18 protein-coding genes and 1 pseudogene are annotated in these 18,024 nt (G+C 54.7%); 17 read left to right on the top strand and 2 right to left on the bottom strand.

Features of this window, described 5'->3' with window-relative positions; translation table 11 throughout:
• Positions 1 to 352: 352 nt before the first annotated feature.
• From NLK60_RS17740 to NLK60_RS17725, 5 genes are all read left to right on the top strand, one after another.
• Positions 353 to 1,594, top strand: a complete 1,242-nt coding sequence (locus NLK60_RS17740; protein ID WP_254810730.1) for a phage NrS-1 polymerase family protein — start codon at positions 353 to 355, stop codon at positions 1,592 to 1,594.
• 277 nt (positions 1,595 to 1,871) lie between these two features.
• Positions 1,872 to 2,429, top strand: coding sequence for a hypothetical protein (locus NLK60_RS17735; protein ID WP_254810729.1), 558 nt, complete (start codon positions 1,872 to 1,874; stop codon positions 2,427 to 2,429).
• Between the two features lie 603 nt (positions 2,430 to 3,032).
• A complete protein-coding gene (locus NLK60_RS19825) occupies positions 3,033 to 3,467 on the top strand; it encodes a DUF8030 family protein (protein WP_484555229.1) in 435 nt (144 codons plus the stop codon).
• A 65-nt stretch (positions 3,468 to 3,532) separates the two neighbouring features.
• Positions 3,533 to 4,087: a DUF7342 family protein gene (locus tag NLK60_RS17730; protein WP_254810728.1), complete on the top strand. Its 555-nt coding sequence runs from the start codon at positions 3,533 to 3,535 to the stop codon at positions 4,085 to 4,087.
• A 248-nt stretch (positions 4,088 to 4,335) separates the two neighbouring features.
• On the top strand, positions 4,336 to 4,539 hold the full coding sequence (locus tag NLK60_RS17725) for a hypothetical protein (RefSeq protein WP_254810727.1): 204 nt from the start codon (positions 4,336 to 4,338) through the stop codon (positions 4,537 to 4,539).
• A 5-nt stretch (positions 4,540 to 4,544) separates the two neighbouring features.
• On the opposite strand, the gene NLK60_RS17720 is transcribed toward NLK60_RS17725, so the two are convergent.
• Both NLK60_RS17720 and NLK60_RS17715 read right to left on the bottom strand, forming a co-directional pair.
• Positions 4,545 to 4,820, bottom strand: a complete 276-nt coding sequence (locus tag NLK60_RS17720; RefSeq protein ID WP_254810726.1) for a DUF3006 domain-containing protein — start codon at positions 4,818 to 4,820, stop codon at positions 4,545 to 4,547.
• Positions 4,820 to 5,731 carry a ComEC/Rec2 family competence protein gene (locus tag NLK60_RS17715; RefSeq protein WP_254810792.1) on the bottom strand — a complete coding sequence of 304 codons (912 nt, stop codon included), beginning with the start codon at positions 5,729 to 5,731 and terminating at the stop codon, positions 4,820 to 4,822. The genes NLK60_RS17720 and NLK60_RS17715 overlap by 1 nt, the downstream gene beginning before the upstream one ends.
• Positions 5,732 to 5,865: 134 nt before the next feature.
• Between NLK60_RS17715 and NLK60_RS17710 the strand changes: the two genes are divergently transcribed.
• The 12 genes and pseudogenes from NLK60_RS17710 (at position 5,866) to NLK60_RS17660 (ending at position 17,835) form a co-directional block, all read left to right on the top strand.
• Positions 5,866 to 7,041: a hypothetical protein gene (locus NLK60_RS17710; RefSeq protein WP_254810725.1), complete on the top strand. Its 1,176-nt coding sequence runs from the start codon at positions 5,866 to 5,868 to the stop codon at positions 7,039 to 7,041.
• 139 nt (positions 7,042 to 7,180) lie between these two features.
• Positions 7,181 to 8,242, top strand: coding sequence for an outer membrane protein assembly factor BamB family protein (locus NLK60_RS17705; RefSeq protein WP_254810724.1), 1,062 nt, complete (start codon positions 7,181 to 7,183; stop codon positions 8,240 to 8,242).
• Positions 8,243 to 8,397: 155 nt separating this feature from the next.
• Positions 8,398 to 8,667, top strand: a complete 270-nt coding sequence (locus NLK60_RS19740; protein ID WP_425499087.1) for a phage NrS-1 polymerase family protein — start codon at positions 8,398 to 8,400, stop codon at positions 8,665 to 8,667.
• A 538-nt stretch (positions 8,668 to 9,205) separates the two neighbouring features.
• Positions 9,206 to 9,688 (top strand): hypothetical protein, encoded by a 483-nt coding sequence (locus NLK60_RS17700; RefSeq protein WP_254810723.1) that lies wholly within the window; start codon positions 9,206 to 9,208, stop codon positions 9,686 to 9,688.
• Between the two features lie 102 nt (positions 9,689 to 9,790).
• Positions 9,791 to 10,200: pseudogene (locus tag NLK60_RS17695) on the top strand (DUF7437 domain-containing protein); the annotation flags it as partial.
• A gap of 476 nt (positions 10,201 to 10,676) precedes the next feature.
• Positions 10,677 to 11,525: a DNA-binding protein gene (locus tag NLK60_RS17690; RefSeq protein ID WP_254810791.1), complete on the top strand. Its 849-nt coding sequence runs from the start codon at positions 10,677 to 10,679 to the stop codon at positions 11,523 to 11,525.
• A gap of 199 nt (positions 11,526 to 11,724) precedes the next feature.
• Complete coding sequence (locus tag NLK60_RS17685; protein ID WP_254810790.1) at positions 11,725 to 11,988, top strand: DUF7558 family protein; 264 nt, start codon at positions 11,725 to 11,727, stop codon at positions 11,986 to 11,988.
• Between the two features lie 161 nt (positions 11,989 to 12,149).
• On the top strand, positions 12,150 to 12,509 hold the full coding sequence (locus NLK60_RS17680) for a MarR family transcriptional regulator (RefSeq protein WP_254810789.1): 360 nt from the start codon (positions 12,150 to 12,152) through the stop codon (positions 12,507 to 12,509).
• Positions 12,506 to 12,847 carry a PemK-like protein gene (locus NLK60_RS17675; RefSeq protein WP_254810788.1) on the top strand — a complete coding sequence of 114 codons (342 nt, stop codon included), beginning with the start codon at positions 12,506 to 12,508 and terminating at the stop codon, positions 12,845 to 12,847. Before NLK60_RS17680 ends, NLK60_RS17675 begins: the two co-directional genes overlap by 4 nt.
• 170 nt (positions 12,848 to 13,017) lie before the next feature.
• On the top strand, positions 13,018 to 13,299 hold the full coding sequence (locus tag NLK60_RS17670; protein ID WP_254810787.1) for a PadR family transcriptional regulator: 282 nt from the start codon (positions 13,018 to 13,020) through the stop codon (positions 13,297 to 13,299).
• Positions 13,300 to 13,442: 143 nt separating this feature from the next.
• A complete protein-coding gene (locus NLK60_RS17665) occupies positions 13,443 to 14,378 on the top strand; it encodes a DUF955 domain-containing protein (RefSeq protein WP_254810786.1) in 936 nt (311 codons plus the stop codon).
• 328 nt (positions 14,379 to 14,706) lie between these two features.
• Positions 14,707 to 17,835: a hypothetical protein gene (locus NLK60_RS17660; protein WP_254810785.1), complete on the top strand. Its 3,129-nt coding sequence runs from the start codon at positions 14,707 to 14,709 to the stop codon at positions 17,833 to 17,835.
• The last annotated feature ends 189 nt before the right edge of the window (positions 17,836 to 18,024 follow it).

The raw sequence follows: 18,024 nt of genomic DNA, 5'->3' as shown, positions 1-18,024 counted from the left end.
CTGTGGAACCCGAACGTACTACCGGAAAAACGCCAGACAGAGCGGTGTTACGGCAGAGTAGAGTTTGCTGTAACACCGTTCCTTCGACGGCGCGATGCCGTACGTTCTGTAGAGGCGTTACAGCACAGGAATTCGCACGATTCCGGGGATCTGTTACGGCAAAAACCAAGTGAGAAAGAACGGGGGGTGCCCATTGGAACTGCTGTTGGTCGACTGGGAAGGGCAGAAACTGCGTCGAATGGTGGTGCGACCTCGAGTGCGTATTCTGTGAGGCGGCCCCTTGGTGTGCGGTTTGTTGGACTGGAGAACAGTGGCAGCCAGAGCACTGGAATAGAGTGTGGCTGTTGAATCTATGATTGATAAGTCAATTTTACCAATGGAGATGTGTGTTCGCGAGCAGTGGATCTGTTGGCGAGAAGAAAAACGAAATGGCGACACGACGAAGATCCCAGTTGATCCGGAGACCGGCGACTTTGCATCGTCGACGGACGATCGTACGTGGAGTGATCTCGAGACGGCTCTCGAGTATGCATATACTGGTAAAGCAGATGGAATCGGGTTCGTGTTCACGCGGACGGATCCACTCGTTGGGATCGATCTGGATAAGTGCCGAAATCCAGTCACGGGAAGGCCGGATCCGGAAGCAAAGGAGATCGTCCAACGACTCGACTCCTACACTGAAGTCTCCCCATCCGGAACGGGCTATCACATCCTCATTCAAGGAGATCTTCCGGACGGTCGAAACCGGCGCGGCGGTATCGAGATGTACGACCAGTCTCGCTTTTTCACCGTAACTGCAGACCACGTCGACGGGACGCCGACGTCGATCAACGAACGCCAAGACGCCCTCGAGGCAGTTCACGAGGAGTTCGTCGCTGAAGACGATACCACCAACGACATCGACGCTACCACTAACGGGCGACGTGATGACTCGAGCCAGAGCCAGACGCTCGGCCTTGAGGACAAGATTCTGCTCGAGAAAGCTCGCTCAGCGAGTAACGGAGAGAAGTTCGATCAGTTGTGGCGAGGCAATACCAGTGGATACGACAGTCAGTCGGAAGCCGATATGGCACTGAGCTGTCTGCTGGCGTTCTGGTCCGGTGGAAACCGACTGCAGATGGATCGGCTATTTCGACAGTCAAGGCTCATCCGGGAGAAATGGGACGACGTCCACCACGCCGATGGATCGACATACGGAGAGAAGACCCTTGAGCGCGCGATTGCTGCGACGGATGACTTCTACGAGCCGACAACGTCTACTGTGGAGACGTCAGTGGATGCTGCTGCTAATATTGACTCCGATACTGCTTCTATTCCCGAAGGTAGTATTGCGGAACCGGGCTCTGTATGGATTAATCGAGTGTATATCGAAGAAAAGAACGACCTTCTTGAGGCTCGTATCGACGAGTTGGAGCAGACCATTGCTGACCAACGTGACCAGATCAAACAGCTCACAGCAGAGCGCCAGCAGTTGCGATTGATCGTTGAACAGCAAGAGGACGACCTCGAGGGCACCACTGAGTCAGCTTCCGAGAAAGATGAGAGTTCGTCATCACTACGAATACGGATGCAACAATTGTGGCGGCGAAGCTGATCTCCCAGATAGAGGGATTAGCAACATAATTCATAGCTTTGCTTCGATTCTGTCCAGTAGTTGAAATGGTATTTGCTGAATATATAGCGCGAGTCTTGCACGGCAAGCATGCGTAAAGAAGGCACGAATTGGAGCTTGAAATACGAGGATGGGGTCGTGATCGGGCGGTTCCATGAGAACATTCGGATGGAAGGGTTTGGCCATAGTATATCTTCATCCAATGGATTACGAGACTTCTAGATAAACACTTACAGTAAACCCATTCTCTTATCAGGATGTGCCTGAGCAGACCGAGATATCGGACCAAAACAACAACGGCAGCGATGATAATCCGGATACCGATACGGCATACGATATCGAGACGTATCGCCACGCATTGCAAGAAGCTGGTCGGACACTGGATCAACAGCTCGAAGCGTTCAACGATGTCGCCGACAAAGCATGGCGAATTGTACAGTTGAACGGGATCATAGGTACAGTCTACATCGCGGCTGTTGCAAACGCACTCCCATCGTTATCGATTACGTATCTCAGTGGGGGTTTCATCGCTGTAGGCTTGATTTGCTTCGGTATCTCAGTCTATCTCGCTACAGAAGGGCAGGAAGCACAAACTGTAGTGATCGGTCAAAGCAGTGATTCATTTCGAAGTATACGGTCCACTGATCCTTCTGAGATTGAATATCTCTATAAGACACTAGAGGACTATGAAGGCTGGATCGACCGAGTCAATGTGAAGACAGAAATCAATGGAGATACCGTGAACAAGGCAAAACGAGCATTAATCGCGGGCGTAGTCTTTATTATACTCGGAACATTAATCGCAGTTGTTGTATGAGCAACGACGGAAATTCTAGCGAATCCGGACAATCCGCGGCCGACGCCGCATCTGAATCTGGATTCGAGTCGAGCGGCCAGGAGACGTCGAAGGGCAGGTTCAACTCGGACAACGAAAGTTCGACAGTCAAAAAGATCGACAGCGATTCCTCGGGCTCGGACGAGTAAACGGCCGACGCGGCCGATATAGTGCCGAAATTATTTTCTTTAACGAAGAATCACGTGTGCGTATGGTCGATCCTCGCTGCCCAATCGACTGCCTCGCCCGGTTACTTGAGAGAGTTATAGATCATAGCACGTAACTGTAGGGATTAGCACTGTAACTCATAGTTTTTGATCCATTTCTATTCCGTAGTTACGAGATAAGATCTGCTGAATACATCCTCTAAGTCTTGCACGTTGATTTCAACATGATTGCGATCTATGACATTTAAAAGTATAAGAACCCAATCAATTCCCATAGTTACCCCCCACAAGAGAAATTTCTAGCCGATTCATGGGGTAACCCTCAAGGAGAACAGTTACTCGAGCAACTTCGCCGCTTACCAAGACGGTTTCTCATCCCCGAAAGGGTGAGGGGAATCATAGACTCCCCTCACTGACTATGAGTTCTGAACCACCAACACCGGAACTGGGAGTCGGCTACAAGACGCCTCGAGAGATATCGGCCACGTCACGGGAGACTCGTCGACACCTCTCTGTTCCAAACAACCGGAGCAGAGTCTCGATCGTCTCGTACGTGGAGTGGATTCTGATCGAACTCACACATGAAGACCTCGCTGCCGAGTACCGGTCGTCACATCTCTGGGGCACCAAACGCACACAGTATGCCGCAGAGAGCCCTCGAGGAGAGATCTTCTCAAAACACCACTACGATGCTCGAGTTGGTTGGCATACCGAGACACTTGGTCGGGAGGAACTTCGGACAGAGCTCGTGAACAGGTTGGCACGGTCTCGTCCAGAGACATCAGATCCGGATCTCGATGCAACGTGTCGACGTGACTGTTTCGTGCTCAAACCGATCAGACAACTTCCTTAGCGAGAGACACGAAATAATTCGTAAGTATGCCAAACTATTAGTCCGAGGCGGCTCTACAGGGACCAATGAGCGATCAATCACGTGCGTGGCCAGCGGAGATGGACGCTGCTGATCGCGTCAGGCATGTTGCGTTGACTCGAACGACGCCACAAAATGCTGGCTGGATTGCTGAAGAGGCAGACGTCTCGAGGGATACGGCTGCCAAATATCTCGATCGCATGGCCGATCAGGGCGACCTCGAGGCCGTCGAAACAGCTGACGGTACGTGCTACAAGCCAGACGACGTCACGCAATTCCTGCGCGAAGTCCGTACCCTCGCTGAAGAACAGTCTGTAGACGAACTCACCAACGAATTGCGTGCAATCGGTGACGAAATTGACTCGTGGAAATCAGCCTACGACGTCGAGTCACTCGAAGAACTTCGCCGGAGTATTGGACGTGAGGATCTGTCGTCTAGCGATCGACGTGAGCGCCTCGAGACAATCGAGGAATGGGAGTACAATATCCTGGTACGGGAAGCACTTCAGCTTGCCATCAGCCTGCAGAGTTCACTGACGAGGCTTGACGCAGATCCGCGTATCGGGGAGATGGGTACAGAGACGCTTCCACAGGAAGGCTGACAAACGGATGGTACTGTTTCTTGCTGGAGGCCGAGGATTCACTCGGCTCGAAGGACTTCGTCGGATCAAAGAACGCCTCGAAAAAGAACCTGGTTTCTCCAACGTCCAATATCGACCGTCGCGACTTCGTCCCAGATCTGTTGTTGTTGACGTTGATACGGAGATGTTCTTAGGGAAAGAATTCCCCGCGGCAGCAGGCTACTTTTGAGGTTTCCTGGCGTCCTCGTGCTGGCACTGATGTTCAGCGTGTGCAGTGGGCCGACGATGCAGTCAGTCTGGGATGGCATAAAGATGACGACCACGAAGACCTTGGGGTAACTCACTTTCAGATCGAGACTGATGAGGATTTAGTCCACGAACCTGGACACCTCGAGGCGGAAGCGCCACTAAGTTTTCTGGAGACCTGCCTGCAGCGACTCCCTGCAAAGCTCGAGGGAACAATTACGGACTGAACTTGTTACTCTCGATCCGATAACCTCGTCGAGAGACGATCGAGGCGCTCCTGTGCAGACTCCTTGCGAGACTGTGTGACTTCAGGAAGGTATTCGACTTCACAGAGTTCGCGTGCTTCGACAGTGATTTCGAGAACTGCCCCTTCGTGCTGAGCCTCTGATGGCAGCATCGTTACGTCGATGTCGAGTTGATCGACGGTCTCGCCGTCCTCTTCGAGCAAGAGCACCGCTGTCCTTCCGTCGACGATCCGATCGAGCGTTACGGTGTAGGTCTCACTCATTAGCCTGCTAATGGCGCTGTAGGCACGTCAATCGGGTGGGTGAGCGAGGCCTGTGTGTCGTCATCGCCATCTGGTTTCTCCTCGAGGAGATCCCCAGCATCAGTCGAGAACTCGTGTTCCGTCTTGAGTTCAACATTGCTCCCGTCAGTCGTGAGTACGACATCGCCGTGAACCGCAGTCCAGTACGTTTCGATTCCTCGATCGGCAAAGTCCTCGAGAACCTCGTCGTGTGGATGGCCGTACTGGGAGTCGTACGCACTCGAGATGACCGCCACGTCTGGTGTGACTTGATCCATGAACGGCGTTGTTGAGGACGTCGTCGAACCGTGATGGCCCGCCTGATATGCGTCTGCCACAAGTTGGTCTCCGTGTTCGTCGACCATCCGTTGTTCGGCATCGGCTTCCACATCGCCTGTGGTGAGATAGGAGAACTCGCCAAATCCGATGGTGAGTGCTACACTGTTGTAGTGGAGGTCTGAGCCTGAGTCACCTGCACGTGGATTGAGGACGTTAACGTCCGCCTCGCCGAACTCGAAGTGGTCGCCCTCTTCGACGATCAGAAGTTCGACATCGTACTCTTCGATGGCATCGAGGTATCGCTCGTACGTCTGGCTCGTGGCTGCCACGCCAGAGTCGTAAGCTGTACCGATGCCGTCCAGTTCAGTTTCGTAGTGCTCGATGATCACATCGTGACCACCAATGTGGTCGGCGTGGCCGTGGGTCGCAACGAGATGGTTGATCCGATCGACGTCTTGTGCCTCGAGGTACTCGATCACGTCGGAGCCTCCTTGGCGCCAGTCACCGGAATCGATGAGCATCGTCTCACCAGAGGGTTCGATCAAAAGCGTGGCGTCGGCCTGGCCAACGTCGATGTGGTGAATCACGAGTTCATACGCGAGAAGGTTGTGAATTAGGAATAAACGGAGCGCGGCTCTGGGTAATGGTGGAAGCCGAGTCGAATCGATCTCAGAAATGATTTCTGAAAGCACTATTTAAATATCTAATTATTACGCAAAGTATAAAATAAACCAATACAAGCATCTAAGTGCTAATGATAGATAGATCAAAACAAATCGAAATGAATCGAAGAGCCGTACTGCGTACAAGTGGGGCAGCGGTGCTGTCCGGACTTGCGCTGTCCAGCAGTGTCAGCGGGAAACGAACGAACAAAAACCGCGTAGACGCTCTCTTTGGAAGTACACAGAATCCTGTGCAGCCGGAAGAGATCCTCGCCCTCCAGAAGCGACGAGACGAAGAGGGACGTTCGAAACCAAACGGAACTGCTGATAAAGCCACTAGAGCCTATGCTGTTCCAGAAGTCTCTGAAAAGCAACAAATAGTTGGGTACTTACACACGGTAGATGAACACGGCGTCGAAATCACCCATATTCTTCGACATTCAGAGGAGGACGACGAAGCGGACATCGAGTCGAAACACGAGGAAATCATCGGTCTAAAAGACCGCATCGAAGGCGCCGAGTCAGTGAGATCAGCGTACGAGCGAGAGCGAAATACACAATCAGACTTCACTCAATCGGTCACACCGGCAGGAGACAACCCGGACGTTGGATTAAAATGGACCGCTCGTGCAAATGTGTTTGACCGAGATGGCAATCCGGCGAACGGCGACAACGTTTGCCAGCACGATGTCACGATCTACGAGTTTACGGGGGACATTGATATCGATGATGATCTCTGGGCCATGCAAGGGATTTACCGCGCTCTTCCAGAGCGCCACACCGCGGATCCGAGTGATCAAGAGTACCCATACATGTATTATACTGATGAAATGTCCATCAGGCAGAATTACGATGTTGCGCTTCCTGACGCGACGTTACGTTCTACGGATCCGTCCGGCAGCGAGAATGGTTCAGTAAACAGTAGCTACTCGATCACCGCCGGAACGGGCGGTGCCGATGCGAGCATCACCTGGGAGTATACTCAGCCGGACGTCTCACGTGATGACAATAGTGATACGAGTTCTTATGTGGACACCGCCGCATGGGATTTCGACCCGAACACAGATGATACGGCCTCATCTCCGCTTCAGATCGAACCCGGAAGCAGCGTGAGGTTCGAGAAAGCCGAAGGTTGTGACGACAGCCCGACTAGTTGGAATCTCGGCCGCTCGCGACTCCACTGCGAATTCGATACCCTGTGGTACGGTTCGACGATCGAGCGCGAGGTCAGTGACACGTTCATGGTTTCAGTCTGTCCGTAGAGGGACGCACTTATATTTTCGACTACCGTATTGTGAGTAAATGCAAGGTACTGGAGTCAGTCGGAGAGGTTTTTGTCTCTACTGTGCGAGTGGCTCGGCCCTCCTGAGCGGATGTCAACAATCCATCGAAGATCGCACCGTGATCGATCCTGAACGGACTGATACGAGCGGAGAGTCGTGGCCCCACCCATTTTTCGACAGCAGGAATACGGGTACAAATCTCTACGCCACACCAATCAAAGAACAGCCATCGGTGTCCTCGCTGTTCAATTTGCATACGGGAGTATCTGCACTCGTTACGTCTCGAGAGATTACGGTAGCGGCCTCGAATGAGACAGTCGCGCTCAACGAGGACGGGATAAGGTGGGAGATTTCGAGCGACGCTGGCGGACAAACGGCAGCATCGATAGCTAATGGTGTGGTGTACGTGTCCTCGGACGGAGCGATCACCGCAGTCGACCTTGACACAGGCGAGGAGTACTGGACGATCTCTCATGGAACAAGTTACAGTACGTATCCTATCATTGACGGATCGCGGCTGTACGTCGTCGCCTCGTCCGTCCCGTCAATTAGGGTTTACGACGCGCTTGATGGGACAGTACATTGGACTCACAACCCACCGGTCGGCCTTTCGGGCATCGCCGTACATGATGAGTCTGTTTTCGGAGCCGGGTTCTCCTCAGATGCTGATGGGATGATAGTTAGAGTCGATCCAGGGGGCGAAGAAGAATGGACGACGCCTGTTGCTGCCCCGATAACGGTTCCCCCTGCAATTCTCGATGAAACGCTTTTCATCGGGCTGCGGAACGGAAACGTGATGGCAATAAATGTACACACAGGACACGTAGAGTGGGAAATATCAGTTCTCGATTCACTTGGAGGCGTGTTACAGACGCCGCTTACCATCACGAATCGGGTAGTTTGTGTCCCTGCAAATAACGGATCGGTCTCATACGGACTTGATCGAGAGACTGGCGAAATACTCTGGAGCGTTCAGACAGGAACCACGCTAGCCCCTGCAGTTAGCGACGGCGATCTTGTGTATTTTCTTGGGTCGAACGGAATTACCGCTGTCGACAGCCGAGACGGAGGGACGTATTGGCGGGTAGACCAGTCCATATCGACGCGATGGGCGGCTTTCGCGGGAGAGGAACTGTATTTCGGGGGACTAGACGGGACAGTGTACCGAGTATCGAACTGAGATCGGAAGTCGACATCCGTTATCGAACCGTAAAATCTGGTTGCCGTGATTCAGGACACTTCGAGCTGGTGACTAGTGACCTCCTTGGTAATCATCCATACCGATTGACTTAGTTATATAATTAATCCCCCACCCCTCTTTCTTTCTATAATTAGTTGTTATATTACAACACCAATGGATACGACAGTCAGTCGGAAACCGATATTGCACTGTACTGTCTGCTGGCGTTCTGGACGAGTGGGAATCGAATGCATATGGATCGTTTGTTTCCACAATTAGGATCCATCAGAGGAAAATGGGACGACATCCACCACTCCGATAGATCGACATACGGAGAGAAGATCCTCGAACGCGCAATCGCTGCAACGAATGAATTCTACGAGCCGACAACGTTTTACTGTGGAGACGTCAGTGAATGCTGTTGATACTGATACTGCTTCTATTCTCGGGCAGACATTGCAGAACGGGGTTCTGAACGGATTGATCGAGTGTGCCTCGAAGAAAAGAACGACCTTCTTGAGGCCCATATCGACGAGTTGAAGCAGACCATTGCCAATCAGGGTAACCAGATCGAACAACTCACAGCAGAGCGTCAGCGGTGGCGATCGATCGTTGAACAACAGGAGAACGGCTCCGAGGGAACCACTGAATCAACCTCCGAGAAAGATGGGGATTCGTCATTACTCCGAACCCAGGTGTGGCAGTTGTGGCGTCGAAGCTGACCTCCGTAGTGAACGCAGCTTTTTGCACGAGTAATCGTCGTTATTATCAGTGATTCACTCTTGGCCGTGGCATCAGGAAAAAGTCTCAGTTCACTCGAAATATGCAAAGAATGGGGAACTTTCAGATATGGCACTCACACTGTTTCCTACCCAAAACCATCACCCCAGTCACGAATGCATACAATTATCGAACTAAATCTACGAAGCTTTTATAAACACATGCTACTTTAATTCTCCTAGAATGTTATCTAAATATGGAATGATTGCGATTTCCTTAATTGTCGCACTTGGTTTTGGAATTGCATGGTACAAAATATCAATTGACAAATATAGAGGCAGATACTCTGAGAGCGCTACCCAGATTGCAGGCAGCGAATCATTTGCAATGGCTTACCTCGCAATACTGGCTCTTGGTCAAGCTGTGGGAGTGTATGGCCTCTATGAAGGTGTCCATCCGATTAACGATTATACGGAACTCTACGCTCTAGCCGCTGTGGCGGCATTTGGCGCTATTGTTGCTTACGAATACAAGCGGTGGAATCTTTCAGAGAGATTCGTTGCTCCGAGTACGGTTATTACACCAGTTTTCACGTTGGTCTTGTCAATAGTGCAACACCAGACTGGGATTATTCTTGGACTACCAACTGAAGTGATTATTGCCCTCCTCCCAGCGTACTGGCTCTTAGCACGAGTTATGTTTGACGACCGCGACCCAGACCTTTAGTCGTGGGTTGTGGCTCCTAGACTCACGAGGTCGTCTGAAACTCAGGGATGCGGCGACGTCAGCGTCGAAGGACGCGTGCTCGAACTGCGAGACCCTGTCCACTTGATGGACGAACTCGAGCTCGCACAGGGAACGGCCTACAGCTACGTGAATCGGCTCGTCGACGCCGGCATCGTTGAAAGGATCTACGATGGACAGCCTCGTCGGCACACTGCCCGCGAGATCGACCAGACCGTGACAGATGCGAATGGACGTGAATACACGATCACGCACGCCAGCGCTGATCGCCGCGGTCGGTCGCCGCGAGACCAACGGTGACGTCGACACCTACATCGACCGCCACGGCGTCGCCGGCCTCACGACGGCGCTCACCCACACGGTCGCACGTGAACGCGGCGAGACAACACCACCGTTTGATGGCCGATGATCTCGATTTTTCGCCGCTGGCCGCCGAGATCATCCTCCAGGCACTTCGTCCCGTTATCCACGAGTGCCACGAGATCGACAAGTAGACCCTGAAAGCCCCTGACTCGCTCGAGTGCCGCGACTTGCTGCGCGCCTCACTCCGTTTCGGTGCTTGCGTCGTTGGGGAGGGGGGGGTTCCCCGAGTGCGTCAGTCCCTTTCGATCCCACCCACGTGGATCAATCCGCTGGCTGTGGAGGGTGGTAGTTCTCTTCAGTGAAGGCACGTCCCGCTCCCCGCTTCTGCTCTTTGTTCACTCTCGCTCTTCGGATGCCAGTATTAAGCGCGCTTTCGGTCTTCGCTCCCGCTCAGACACGTAAGCGGCTTAAAACTGGACGCTCGCTCCGATTGAAGCGCCGCGCGTTACTGGTTTGGTAGTTCGATACGTCTCGCTCGCGCCCTGACGGGCGCTTACGAAGGCGCGAGCGAGACGCGTATGATGAAATGTTGGACAGCGAGAGAGTCAGGGCTGGAGAGTCGTGGTGTCGGAAAGACGCCGAGTGAGCGCCTTTGGAATGAACTCCAATGTCTAGTAAGAAGTCGGTTAGTAAGGTCGTTTCGGTCGATGAACAGGCGTACGAGCAGGAAACGGATCAAGCGGAGCACGAGGACGTCGTCGATGAGACGCCAAAGTTCCGGGCCACGGTGGAGATGGAGATTCAGGCGAAGGTGGATGCAAACCACCCAGACGGGATGGTCGACACCAACGAGGATCGGATCTACGGTGTGACCTTAGCCCAGGAAGAGCGTATTCGAGCCAGAGAGGAAGAACTCGAGCGAATCAGTGCACAGGCAGCGTTCGGTCGACAGGAGGGACGAGCGGAGCGAACGAGAGCGGTGGTTAAACAGGCACGACGGAATCAACGGCCGGGCAAGGACGTCGATCCTCGAGAGGAACTTGGAGGGGTGAAATTGGGTCAGGTCAATCGGCAGGCACAGCGGTTGGCAGCGGACGTCACCGGTGGGTACACGCGAGCGGTCATCGGAAAGCGGATCGCCAGTCGGGTTCTCGAGGGTTCGGATCTGTTCGAGGCGGTGATGGAGACGAAAGAAGAGATGCAACATGAGGCAGGAACGATTGTGCCGATTGGAAGGCTCGAGTCGATTAGGAGAGGCGAGGTCAGTGTGGAAGGCCGTGTGATCGAACTGTGGGAGCCCTCGAGTCCAGCGATTCAACAGGTTGGGCTGCTCGAGGACGAAACTGGTCGGACGAAGTTCACGATCTGGGCGAAGAGCAATCAGACGATGGTTCGTGAGGGTGAGCGAGTGCGGTTCAGGGCGGCGGCGAAGAACTGGTACAATGGACGGTGTTCAATCGCGCTGACTCACTGGTCGGAAATCATCTTCCCCGAGCGCGGTCGGTGGTGGGAGTAGTCGATAAGGTCTCTTTTTGTTGGTGCCCGATCACCCACGACCCACCGCCCCACCCACCTCCACGTTCCGGGCTGCTCACGGCCACCAGCCGTGAGTTGCCGGGCTTTCGCCGAATCTTCTCAATTGTGCTTCCAGCAGCGGATTTTTGGGGCCATCGATGCTTGACGGCTGCTCGCAACGCAGACAAGGGCGGTGAGTGATGCAGTATACGCTCGCTGGCTGCGCCTTCTTTGACGCTTCGTCAGGTACCGAGGCCGACGAGGCATATTCCTGGGGAAAAGACGAACGAATCTCTCACCCGATCTGTGTTGACACTGTCATTCAAACGCGGCCAGATCTTGACGAACGCGAACACTACGCCTGCGACGGGTGTGAATTGGTCGTCAACGCACTTGCAGCACTCACGCGGTTCCGGGTAGAATTCGAACCTCTCGAAGGATCACTCCAGTTCTGTGGACGCTGAAGTCCCGGAGGCCCAGCGACGTATGGACGTGCAACCTCGAGGAGCACCTCATCACGCCGCCGACAGAATGAATGACGGAATCTGACCTGCTTCTGAGTTAGTGTTCCCCTCCCGTAACAAACATCCAAATAGCTATGCATCCACGGAACCAACAGTAATTTATGTCGAGCGGTACCATCGATATCGACGAGTTCGAGAACGCCGACGACGATGAATTCGAGGAACGAAACGACACCGAGCGAATCGTGCTGTTCCTCGATGAGAACGACGACCGGGCGTGGAAGGCGGCGACGATCGCTGATCAACTCGACCTAGATACGGACGCTGTCAGTGCCATCCTCTCGCGACTAAAGGAACGAAATCTTGTACGGCATAAGCGTCCGTACTGGGCGATCACAGACGACGAGGATCAGCTTCGAGCCGCCTACCGGCTTCACCAGCACCACCAGACTGCAGACGAGCAGTACGGTGAGGAGCATCTCGAGGAGTTGAAAACTGACGAGATGGAGGAAGTGCAGTGACCGCGTTCGGTGAACTGGAACGTGGCGACATTATCTGGGGAACCGATCCGCTCTCCGACAAAGGTCGTCCGATGCTTGTTTTGGGAACACCTCAATTTCCAAACCACGGTGTACAGCTTATTACCGTCCTGATCTCCACGAAGACCTACCACGAGGAGTCACTCACGCTCCGCGACGACGACTACGAAGGCGAGCCACTCGGGGAACGAAGTCACGTCCTCCCGTGGACGCTCGTAACCCTCAACAGTGCACCAGAGGTAGAGTTCCATATGACTTCTCTGGTGGACGAACGAACCGAGGACGTGGCCACACAGTTAATTAACTACATTTCATCTTGAGCGAACCATGGTGTCGTCAACGGCAATACCGGGCGATCGAAGCGCAACGTTGGAGCCAAGAACACTTATTGCCCAGTCCGCACGGTTGGGATACAGTGTCTCTAAAAATTGTGACTGACAGACAGCCGTGATACTATGGATTTAATGTATAAATTTTCGAATGTACACCTATGTACGACCTGACCGGGTTTCAACGTGATCTCCTGTACGTGGCTGCTGGACTCAATGAGCCTCACGGACTCGCGATCAAAGACGAACTCGAGGACTACTACGAGAAAGAGATCCACCACGGCCGTCTCTACCCGAATCTTGACACCCTCGTCGAGAAAGGGCTGATCGAGAAAGGTGAAGCCGACCGTCGGACGAACGTCTATTCTGTGACCCGTCGAGGACATCGAGAGATCGAAGATCGACGCCGGTGGGAAGACCAGTACGTCGAAGACACTCTGTAACTTTGGTGGAGATCGTTCTCCAAGGCTGCTGAGCTTTCTCTTATTCGTTCACCATATCGACGCTGACCGCACGGTGGTTTTTTTTCAGACCCGCTGATGGCCAGCGGTCTTCTCGAGTTCGACTCGAGGGACCTGAAGTGAACATGGCTACGAGCAACAGCACCCGGGAAACGTTCGACGATTCGGATACCCGGCATGACGAGATGCACGGTACGATCGAAACATGGCTCGAGGATCTCGTCTGTGAGGTCGACGGCGCCGTCTCGAGCGACCAGTTCAGAGAGTGGCTCGACGTCCAGAGTGAGTTCCACGACTACTCTCCTCGAAACACACTATTGATCAAGCTTCAGTGTCCGCACGCGACTCGAATCGCTGGCTACAGAACGTGGCAAAACGAGTTCGATCGATGTGTGAGCGAAGGCGAAAAAGCGATCTGGATCTGGGCACCGATCATCGCGAGGAAGTGCCCCGAGTGTGGAAACTCGTCGTCGTACCACGAACGGAGTGAGTGCGAGTACGACGACACTGAATCCGACGAGTGGAACAAGGGGCTTGTCGGCTTTCGGCCAGCACCAGTCTTCGATATCTCTCAGACTGAGGGAGAGCCACTCCCGGAACTCGAGACCGAGGCAATCGGCAATGCCAATGAGTTGGTGCCAGCGCTCCTCGAGGCAGCGGTTGTCCTTGAGGTGGAGGTCGAGGTCGTATCTCATCGGGAATGGTCTCACGGCAGCGCCAAGGGCGTCTGTCAGTATCGTCTGGAGAAACAGCCACTCGTTGAAGTCCGTGATCGCGAAAACGAGGCTGATCTCGGCGTTACACTCGTTCACGAGTACGCTCACGCACTGCTGCACGGTGGTCTCGAGACCGAAGACGAACGGTCAAAGCGTGAACTCGAGGCCGAAGCCGTCGGCTACATCGTCGGTCGATACTTCGGGTTGGACACGAGTGGGTCAGTGTTCTACCTCGCTGCATGGGAAGGTGATGACCCGGAGATGATTCTCGATCGACTCGAGCGGATTAGTTCGACTGCTCAAAAAATTATCGACATCGTCGAGGAGGAGATGGACGATACGTGACGGGACACTGTTGTTCGAGATCATTGAGGCACTCGAAAAGTTATTGAATCGGCAAATACGCATACAGACTTAAAATCCGATTGGTTATTAATCAATTCAATGACTTGTTATGGAATCTGGAAACTCACAGAGGTATTCGGCGACAATTTGTTAATGACCTAATTATGGACGAGCAATCTCAATCGTATGGGTCGAAATCGACCGGTGCGAACGTTCGGAAACTGGTTGCCGCAGACCGTGTCACTAACCAGCAAACACCGCTTGTGTCGCAAAGGGTTCCATCCAGATCCTCAATATTATTTATAACTTGGGTAGAGAACCGTTAGTAATGGGTATCGCGAGCGTGAGTCTTTCCAAGGCAGGGGCAGTAGTGGTCGTGGCGGGATTTGCTGCATTCTTGGTGGCAGTTTTCGTGTGGCCGCTCGCCGTCTCGGCCTACCGCCGCTGTCCAGGCCTCCTGTTTCCGGGCGCTTCTCTCCGGCTTACGGCGCTACGTGGAGAGGTTCGCGACCGGGGATGGCGATGGCTAGGCCGCAATTTGTCCCGGGACAAGCGGGCATTGATGACGTACTGGAGCTTTCTCTGGGTGGTCCCTCTTGGACTGCTGGTCGTAGTTGCGGTGGCATCGCTCGACTTAGCGCTGGTTGACCGGGTACAGCTGGAGGTGGTTCAGCACGCATGGCAAGCCCAGCTCACGATCACCAGCCTCAGCTTTATCGTCCTGATCTTCCTGCTGGAGCAGACGGCGCGGACGGAGTACCGGGAAGGCGTGATCCAAGAGTTCTTCAGTTCGACCCGGATCATGCCAGTGATCTATTTTACGTTGGGTGCATCCGGCTTCGTGGCCTATCTCTACATGTCCCGATCCGGTGAAAGCGTGGCCCCAGCGATCGCGGATGCGACCTTCATCACTTTTCTCGGGACTGTCCTCGGGATCGGCTACGTCTACTATCGGGTGGCGCGGCTGATCTTCTTCGACCCCGTGGACGCAATGGCGGTCGCCCAGGTGCAGCGCGGCATCGACCTCAAGCTCCGGGACCAGGACCGGCAAACGGTCTCGCAGGCCGTCTTGGAACGGATGCTCCCGGACTTTGTCGGAATCGGCGTCGACCGTGACGGCCGGCTGTACATGGCGCAGGAACTCGACCTGGAGGGGTATATCGCGGATATCAACCTATCCAAACTGGTTGAGGTCTGCCGGGCCCATGCCGACCGGTTTGAAGGCGATACACAGCCGACACTCCTCCTGAACCTAGGTCTCGGGGAGGAACTCCAGCCGGGGATCGACGTCGTATCCGTGGCCGACCCGGCGATTACGCCGGAGGACGTCCCGAACGCGTTCGCAGCGGAACTGGCGGACGCGATCCATTGCAGCAGCGACAGGCCGTGGAAGACCGGAGACCGTTTGATCGAGCGAAACATGGGCCGGATTGGCGAGGAGACACGAGCCGCGATCACCGATCTCAGCCCGACCCGCCTGGAGAGATACCTGGGACTGTATATCGATCTGCTACAGCACGCGACCCGGGTGAACCGACAGCTCGGTGCAGTCTACGGTGGCACCCCGGTCCCGGTCTCCAATCTGATCAACCAGATCTACCGCGAGTTCTACCACATCCTGGACGGGGCAGCACAGACCGGGAGCGCCGACCTGATTACCACGGTACGCGGGGAATTCTTCCGGCTGGCGCTGGCACAGCACCGGCAGCAGGAACCCCACCTGTTCGACAAATCGATCGGCCTCTATGCTTCGTACTACCACGTGCTGGCGGCGAGTCCCGCGATCGACCAGAAAACGGTCAACGGCCTCCTGTCCTCCCTGGACAATATCAAGACGATGCTGGCCGCGGACTTGGGCGGAGCCCGATCGGTCGACGCGGCCGACCATGCCGCCACCGATCTGGCCGGGTTCTACGACACGCTGGAACAGCTACTCCGGCTGGCGATCGAGGAAGGGGACGGAGAGACGTTCAACAACGTTTGGAACCTGGGGGACGACGAGTTCGTAATGGTTCGGCCGGAAAGCAGGATCCATGACCTGCAGTGGCAGCTCGAGGAAACCGACGACGAGGCGGAGCAGGAACGGCTGGAACAAGAGCTCGCCGTCAAGCGGAAACAACAGGACGCGGTCGACACGATGCAGTCCCGGTTCGAGGAGTCCCGGTTCGTGGCTGCGGCATGGGCGTACCGGGAGATCCGAGAGGGCAACCTTGCGGAACCCGTGTTCCAGGAGATGTTCCGCGAATCGTTCAAAACATACCGATTCTCCACGCTGGTCGACATCTATTACCGGCTGTGTACCGGTGGACGCCTCGATTTCTTCCGGTGGGAATCGGAGGATGCCGACGTGTTCAAGGGCGTTCAAGCCAGTCAGCCGGCCGTCCATAGCTGGCTACAGGTGTTTTTCTGCGCGATGGGCCTGCTCTTCCTAGACGTTGACGAGTACGACACGGACACGGTGCCGGCGAGCGACAACCCGCTGGTGAGTAGCGCGATCGACCGGACGAGCTACCCCGACCTCTGGGACACGATCGACTCCATCTCCGCCGATGAGTTAGCGCTTACCGGTGTCGCAGAGGACGAGTTTGCGGACCTGGAAGAGAGGAAAGCGGTGTTCTTGGTCCTCCATGAACAGATGGAGGAGCTCCTGAACCGCCGGGAAGATGAGCGGGTGATCGACGCGAATCTGGATCCGGACAAGGTCGCTGACTTCACAGAGGACTACGTCTCGACCTTCACGGACCAGTTCATGCTCCGAACCGTCTTCAAGGATCTGGGCTGGCTCGACACCCGGCCGTACGACGACGAGACTGACGTCGACGGGTTCGGCTACAACGTGTTCTACCCCAAACGTGGATTCATCCCCGATCCACCAGCACAGTTCATTCACCATCTCGATCGCCGCGTACAGAACCACGTTGACCGCCTGCTGGAGGAATGGCTGGGAGAGGATCAGGATCACCTAATCCACCACCAGATCGACGCCTACGAGTCGATACCCGACAAGATCACGTCCGTCTGCCGAGACCACCAGGAACGAGGAAAGGAGCCGAGAGCGATTCTCACCGGCGGGTTCCGTGCTCGCCGCAACCTGGCGGACAGCAACGTCTTCCATGGGGAGTACCATCCCTCTGACGACGTGACCGGCGGGTTTGCCGTCGACGACGCCATGATCCCGGTGTATGACACCCAGCACAGCGGGTTTGACGCCATTGTCCTCGCCGGGGCGGATCAGCCCGCCACACTCACCGAATACAACCGCGACGACGCCCCGGTCTACGTAGACATCCAGAAAGTAACCCGACAGCTCCTAGAAGAACTGAACCCGGAACAGTTCGACGACTTGACCGACGACGAGCTTCGCGACCACCTCCAAAAGATCCGGTTCCGGGCACTGTACTACGGCCATTTTGATGCAACCGACATCTTCGGTGCCACAATTACCGTGACCGACTAAAGAATGTGTTCCTATACGGCACCAGGTATCCGACAACAGGACGCGAAACACGGCCTCTCCATACCGATAACAGTACCAGAACACCGGAACCAGACAAGATGCCGTGGTATCGCCGGACGATCTACACGGTCGCCGTTGACGATGCTGATACTACTGAGACGGAGCAGATGTGGCGGCAGATCGACCCGG

It is taken from the genome of Natronosalvus amylolyticus, from assembly GCF_024298845.1.
Lineage (GTDB): Archaea > Halobacteriota > Halobacteria > Halobacteriales > Natrialbaceae > Natronosalvus > Natronosalvus amylolyticus.
The sequence above is the reverse complement of the archived record's forward strand: the minus strand, read 5'-3'. Positions and strand labels throughout refer to the sequence as shown.